At 66.0% G+C, this 6520-nt stretch carries 7 protein-coding genes; 4 read left to right on the top strand and 3 right to left on the bottom strand.

Translation table 11 applies throughout. From position 1 onward, the window contains the following. On the bottom strand, positions 1-334 hold a 334-nt coding region (locus JZ791_RS19715), incomplete at its 3' end, for a hypothetical protein (protein ID WP_216896628.1). 257 nt (positions 335-591) lie between these two features. Here JZ791_RS19715 and JZ791_RS19710 point away from each other — a divergent pair. Further along, complete coding sequence (locus JZ791_RS19710) at positions 592-2310, top strand: glycosyltransferase family protein (RefSeq protein ID WP_254205978.1); 1719 nt, start codon at positions 592-594, stop codon at positions 2308-2310. A gap of 192 nt (positions 2311-2502) precedes the next feature. On the opposite strand, the gene JZ791_RS19705 is transcribed toward JZ791_RS19710, so the two are convergent. Then, the gene (locus JZ791_RS19705) at positions 2503-4149 is read right to left on the bottom strand and encodes a hypothetical protein (protein ID WP_216896627.1); all 1647 of its coding nucleotides are present in this window, start codon (positions 4147-4149) and stop codon (positions 2503-2505) included. 526 nt (positions 4150-4675) lie between these two features. Here JZ791_RS19705 and JZ791_RS19700 point away from each other — a divergent pair. The 3 genes from JZ791_RS19700 to JZ791_RS19690 all read left to right on the top strand — a co-directional run bounded on the left by JZ791_RS19700 (position 4676) and on the right by JZ791_RS19690 (position 6232). Further along, positions 4676-5053 carry a hemophore-related protein gene (locus JZ791_RS19700; protein WP_216896626.1) on the top strand — a complete coding sequence of 126 codons (378 nt, stop codon included), beginning with the start codon at positions 4676-4678 and terminating at the stop codon, positions 5051-5053. Between the two features lie 175 nt (positions 5054-5228). Then, a complete protein-coding gene (sigK, locus tag JZ791_RS19695) occupies positions 5229-5834 on the top strand; it encodes an ECF RNA polymerase sigma factor SigK (RefSeq protein WP_216896625.1) in 606 nt (201 codons plus the stop codon). Continuing rightward, positions 5831-6232, top strand: a complete 402-nt coding sequence (locus tag JZ791_RS19690; RefSeq protein WP_216896624.1) for an anti-sigma factor — start codon at positions 5831-5833, stop codon at positions 6230-6232. Before sigK ends, JZ791_RS19690 begins: the two co-directional genes overlap by 4 nt. On the opposite strand, the gene JZ791_RS19685 is transcribed toward JZ791_RS19690, so the two are convergent. Further along, positions 6229-6471: a zf-HC2 domain-containing protein gene (locus JZ791_RS19685; RefSeq protein ID WP_216896623.1), complete on the bottom strand. Its 243-nt coding sequence runs from the start codon at positions 6469-6471 to the stop codon at positions 6229-6231. The genes JZ791_RS19690 and JZ791_RS19685 overlap by 4 nt on opposite strands. Positions 6472-6520 lie beyond the last annotated feature (49 nt).

Raw genomic sequence — 6520 nt, 5'->3', positions numbered from 1 at the left:
GATATCGAGAATCCCAATGCCGCGCCTCCCAAGACCGCAGCCCCAACGGCACCGCCCAGAACCCGACCTCCCCAGCCGCGAGCCCCCCAGGCCTTTCAGCCGAAAAATACTGCCCCCCAATACTTTCCCCCCGCAACACCCGCGCATGAGCAACCCGCAACCGTATCCGAGGATCCCTCAAACACGCAGCAGCCTCCACCCAAGAATGATTCTGCGCGAACATATCGCACTGCTGCCCCGAGATCTGCCACCAACGATCAGCAGTACTGGCCTCCTCCAACACCCGCGCCGCCACAGGCGTCGGCGCGTCGAGGAGGGCATCGAGATCGGTCATCACTTGCTTTTCTAGCACCCCCGTGCGGCTGTGCTTCCGGCGGCGTAGCGAGTGCGGGTGATCGGGGCGCAACGCGGTTCGCCGCTCGAGGATGGCCAGCAGCGGGTTCGCGGTGTGGGCTGGGCCGCCCTGAGATCTGCGGGCTTCCAGAGATGGTGATATGTGTTTCAGTATTGACCGAGTCGGTGGCAGAATCCGCGATGGGCGCAAAGACTGTTGCGTTTTCTGCAACGCAAGTCGTGGTTGGGGTCTGATGAATGGTTGAGGTACTGACAGTGCGGCCGCAAACCTCCGCCGAGGTGGGGGAGAACTCCCGGCCACGGGGTGGTCGGGAGTGGTGGGCGGCGGTGGCGGCGATCGCGGGCGGCGTGTTGTTGCTGGCATGGCAGGCGGCGCGATACGGCAACTGGGTGGTGGACGACGCGGGGATCACGTTCGCCTATGCGCGCAACATCGCCGACGGTGCGGGGCCGGTGCTGCAGCCGGGTGCGAATCCGGTGGAGGGGTTCTCCGACCCCACCTGGCTCGCGGTGTTGGTGGTGGGCAAATGGTGTGGCCTGTTCGACCGCGGCGCCCTGTTCGGTGTGCCGGACTTCGTGCTGTATCCGAAGGCGATCGCGCTGCTCTGCTGTGCCGGAATCCTGGTCGCCTGCTATGTCGCGGCTCGCCGGGTGTCACGGTGGCCCGCGCTGGTCACGCTTGCGACAGGCGTTGTGCTGGCGTCGATTCCGTCGTTCGTGATCTGGTGTTTCTCCGGTCTGGAGAACTCGTTGTTCGCGCTGGCGGCGTGTGTTCTGGCCGTCCGCCTGTTTCTGGCGGTGCTGGACCAGCGGCTGTGGACACCGGCGGTGGCGGTGACAGCCGGTCTGATCACTGCGTTCGCGGCGTTGACCCGGCCCGACGGCCTGATCTATGTGGCCGTGTACCCGCTGATCTCGGTGATTCTGATTCGGCGTGCGACATGGTTCATCGCACTTCGCCATGTGGTCTATTCGGGTATCGCGTTCGCGATTCCGTTCGGTGCGTATCTGCTGTGGCGGATCAGCGAATTCGGCAGGGTCGTCGCGAATACGGCAGTGGCCAAACATCAGTCGATGCCGACCGTGCACGATCTGACCAGGGCCTGGGATCTGGTGCATTACGCGGGTGTGCCCGCGGTGATCGCGGCACTCGCAGTGGTCGGGCTCTCGCTGGTCGCGCCGAGCACATGGCGCGACGGCGCTGTCGCACTGCTGATTCCGCCGGTGCTGGCGATGATCGCGTACTGCGTGCTGGAGCCGGATTGGATGGCCCAGTTCCGCTTCGCCACCCCGGTATGGGCTCTGACCGCGATCGCCGTGATGATCTCGGCGGCGCAGGCGCTCTCCAGGCTACGGACGTGGGGCCGAGTCCTGATCGCGTTGATCCTGGTCGGCGTCCTGATCCCATCCGGTGTCGCATTGGCCGGCTCAGCCGAGACCTACCGCACCAATTCCGATGTGCCCCTGTGCTGGATCGCCATCCGATTCGGCCGCTACTTCAACGGCTACGCCGACATCCTCGATCTGCGCCAGGGCACGCTACTGGCGCCCGACATGGGCGGAAGCTCGTTGACATCGCGTCTACGACTGGTCGATCTGGCCGGGCTCACCGACTCGCGGATCGCGGACATCCGCGCCGGCACAGCCGGCATCACCATCAGGGACTACGCATTCGACGACCTGAAGCCCACATTCGTGCACATCCACGGAGTCTGGGTGCCCCACGGGCTCAGCGAGGATCCACGAATGACCCGCGACTACTACCCGATCCACCTATTCCAGGACGCAGCCGGCGCGGACCAGGACTGGGTCCGCAAAGACGCCGTCCACACCACCCGCCAACTCCGGCAACTACGCCAGTACTCGGACATCACGCTGCCACACCTGCTGCCCGACTACCAGAAGACGGGCGCGTGCGGACCGGTACTACGCCCGGGCCAAACAATCCCGCAATGAGGGTCGTTCCTGCTACACCGACAGCAAGTGGTGGATCGACCTGCGCGGCCGAGCCCCGTCGAACTACCGGTCTCAGAGCCCTCGCCGAGCCGTTCATCGCCCGCGAAACCGTGGCTGTCGAGACGTCGGCATGGCCCTGATTCGCGATGGCCGATTCCCGAACGAGCGGTTCGGGAACCGGTGGCTCGGGGGTCAGCTCTGCGTGAGTGCCGTGGCGCCGCACAGGTGGACGGCGATTCCCAGCGCGTCGAAGCAAGCGGCCTTGGCCAGCAGTGCCTTGTCCGCGGTCTCGGCATCGGGTGCGTAGACCACGTTCGCGTGGTTCGCCTTGTGCCGCGCCATGAACTGGTCCCGGCTGATCTCGTGCAGTACCAGATTCATGATCGGCCACTCGGGGTTGGTCGCGTTCTTGCGCCGACGGCTCTCCTCGAGCGGCAGGTCGACCACGGTGCCGCGGCCGATATCGACGTTGAGCCGTCCGTCCGCGAGATACACACGCGACCAGACGATTTCGCCCGGTTTGGAGATGCCGTTGATCGTGGCCCCGCCGGCCGGGAAGAACATCGGGCCTTGCCGCCAGCCTTCGGCGTCCGCGTAGCCGTTGGCGAAGTGCGACGGCGGCACCGAGCCGGAGATCTCCAGGACCCATACGAACCGGCCGTCGTACTCCTCGCCCCACCGAACGTCGTGCAGCGTGGTGGCCGGATCCAGGCCCATGGCCGTCCAGACACGGTTGGTGACAAGCGAATCCACGGCCACCCCCTCGTCCACCTCGTTGAAGTTGGGCACCGCGCGGCCCTCCCACAACACGCGCTCGCCGTCACGGCTGCGCACCGGGGGACGCTCGACGTTGTTCATCAGCCCCTCGACCAGGTCGGAGGCCGGCGCCAGATCCTTCAGACCCTGCTGGTACTGGATGCCCACGGCATCGACGCCGAAGTCGTCGGCGATCCGCAGCGCCGCGATGTACATCTTGTACTGCAGGACCAACTGTTCCTGCGTCAGTTCCGTGTCCGGATCCGTTCCGAGCTTGAAACTCATCCCGGCATCCAGCAACCAGCGGCCGATCTCCCGGGCCTCCTCGTCGCCGACCTTCAGCATCTCGGCCCACAGCGCGCTCTGGGACAGCCGCTCCTTGTAGATGCCGATCGCGTTGAGCACCTCGTCGTCGAAGATGGCGTTGTACATGCCCATACAGCCCTCGTCGAAGATCCCGATGATGGCCTTGTCCCGCAGCAATTGCCCGGCCAGCGCCACCCCCAGGTCACGCTCCGGGCTGTCGGGCAGGGCGGGCAGCGGATGGACGTGCGAGGCATCGTGCACGATGGTTCCGGTCTCGACCCAGCTGCGAATGCCGTCGCGGAACCACTCGTCGGTGCCGTCGACCGTCCAGATGGTCGAATAGGGTCTGCGCATCTTGGTCAGTCCGGCGTTCAGGTTCAGCAGCCCGACCAGGCCGGGCCACTTCCCGGCGAAGTTGGCGACCGTCAGGATCGGTCCCTGGTGCGTGCGCAGACCGGCGAGCACGTGATGGCTGTACTGCCACACCGCCTCCGCGACGATCAGCGGGGCGTCGGCGGGGATGGTGGCGAAGACGTTCAGCCCCATCCGCTGGCTGCTGATGAACCCGTGCCCGGTGTGCGGGTCGATCTCGTTGGCCCGCACCACTTTCCAGCCGACCTCCTGGAATGCGTCGGTCACCATCCGCTCGAGCTCCACCTGGGTGGGCCACCCCATCTCGTTCGCCGCGGGGCGCAGGTCGCCGCTGGCGATCAGGTAGGCCGTCTCGGACGTAGCGGCGACGGGAGGCTCGACGACGGGAAAAGCATAGGCGCTCATACGATCTCCTCTACTGGTTGTGCAGGCCTGCGCGCCGCACTCCCGTATCGCGGGTAGGCGAACCCGACGCAGGCTGTTGCGGCACGGCTCCAGCGTTTCAGAAAACGATTACCCAAACAGCGGCAATCGGCCGATTACCTTCCTGCTCGCTCGCCGGGACTACGGGATCGCCGAGATCCGGCACTCGCTCGCGCTACTCGGCCGGTTCGGACCCGAGGGATACACCTTCGCGCAATGCGCTCCGCGAACCCTGATCTTGCGGCATACTCGACCGTCGCGATGATCGCCGGGACGGCCGCGCTACGCTCGAGCTACTTCGAACCGGCCGGCCACTCGAGACGCGATCGTCGAAGAGTTGACCCGAGCCGTCCAGCACGACTGACCCGCCACCGAGATCGGTGCGGGTCAGGCAGTTGTTTGCGTTACGCACCAATCCGCCGCGCCGTCTGTATCGACTTCCTTCTGTCCAGTCGCACAGGGGCGCAAGCTAGTACAGCTGACCGAACACTATCCGGAAGGTCGATACATGACGGTACTCAGACACCAGCACCTGACCGCCACCCTGGCCCTCAGCGGGTTGTCTGCCGGCATTGCCATGCTCGGTTCCACGTTCGCCTCCGCCGACCCGGTCGACGCATTCGGACCCCTCCTGACCTCCTCCTGCTCGTTCGAGCAGGTAGACACCGCGCTGCACCGCGTCGCGCCGGATGCGGCCACCCAGCTGGACTCCGCGCCACAGCAGAAGAACCAACTGCGCCAGGCCTACAACCGCCCGCCCGGGGAGCGCAGGGCAGCCTTCCAGCAACTCATGGCCGAGCAACAGACGAAGGGGGTTCCGGCCGGCGCCGATGCCGCCTTGGCCGCGAAGATGCGCGAGATCGCCGACACGTGCGGCCGGTACTGACCATCGGTCTCTGCGAATACGGTTTCATCCACAGCACTCACACCGGGGCCGACTCGGTCGCGCCCCGAGCGGGATTGCCGATGGTTCGCGACGGGGGCACATCCGTGTGACATCGGCTGCGGCTCGGTTGGCGAGGGTGCCGTGAGCCCCGACCGTCGGTCTGGAAGGACACTGTATGGTCATTCGCACCCGGCAAACGACGGGCGGTGCCCCTGCCACGGATGCGGACGATATCGACAGCGAGCTGGACCTGCTGATCAATCGTGTCGCCGTCGGCGATGCCGAGGCGTTCGCCAAGCTCTACGACTTCGTAGCCGGTCCCGTCCTGGGGATAACCACGCGAGTGCTGCGCGATCACGCGCGCTCCGAAGAGGTCGCCCAGGAGGTTCTGCTCGAGATCTGGCTCAAGGCGCCACAGTTCTGCGAGCAGGGCGGCAAGGTCATGGCGTGGGTCGTGACGATCGCGCATCGACGGGCGATCGACCGGATCCGTCACGAACAGGCGTCGGCCGATCGCGAGGGCCGCGCCGGACAGCTGGACGTCCGCCGGCCGGTGGACGAGACCGTCGAGGCGACGATGGCGCGCCTGGAGGAGCAGCAGGTCCGGCACGCCCTCGACGGCCTGTCCGACCTGCAACGTCAGTCCATCGTGCTCGCGTACTACCACGGCTATACCTATCGCGAGGTTTCCGAGGTTCTCGAAACACCCATCGGGACAGTAAAGTCCAGAATGCGCGACGGACTGCTTCGCCTGCGCGAGTGTTTGGGAGCTCAGCAATGACAGCGTCACCCGGCATACACGACCTCGCCGGTCCGTATGCACTCGGTGCTCTACCGGCCGACGAGTGCCGGACATATGAGTCACACCTGGCCGGCTGCCCGGAATGCGCCCGCGAGGTCGAGGCGTTCCGCGCCGTCGTGACCGAACTCGCGGTCGCCGACGCCCGGGACCCCGGACCCGACCTGCGCCGACGCGTGCTGGCCGATATCGCCGCCCATCCGCGGCAGCGGACTCGGCCGCCGATCGGCCGGGTGATGCCCGCGGATGTGCGGCTGCCTGCGCCGTCCGACCCGGTGCAGGCAGCGAATTCGGTCGGCGCGGTACAGGATGCCGACATCGTCATCCCCGATCATTCGAATCGAACTCGGCCGATCCCGCCGAACGGCTCGTCCGGCTAGGTTATCTCGGCGGTACGGCATCCGATATTCTCCGATATCCGTTGCCACAGCATGGCCGGCGGTACGAACGACGCCTCGCCCGCCAATCCGATGACGGCCCTGCGTAGCTCGGCAACCTCCGCTACACAGGACGGGCACACGCGTAAGTGGGTTTCGAAGGAATCGCGCTCGCTGTCGGCGAGCGCATCGAGGACATATACACCGGTCAGCTCGTGAATATTCTGTTCCCACGTCTCCATGATTCCGTTTCCAGGTGTACGCGTGACGTCACGGGTGAGATGCGATGAA

Origin of the sequence: Nocardia alni, assembly GCF_019038435.1 — a bacterium.
Lineage (GTDB): Bacteria > Actinomycetota > Actinomycetes > Mycobacteriales > Mycobacteriaceae > Nocardia > Nocardia alni.
Note: the sequence above shows the minus strand (reverse complement) of the source record. Positions and strands in the feature narration are given on the sequence as shown.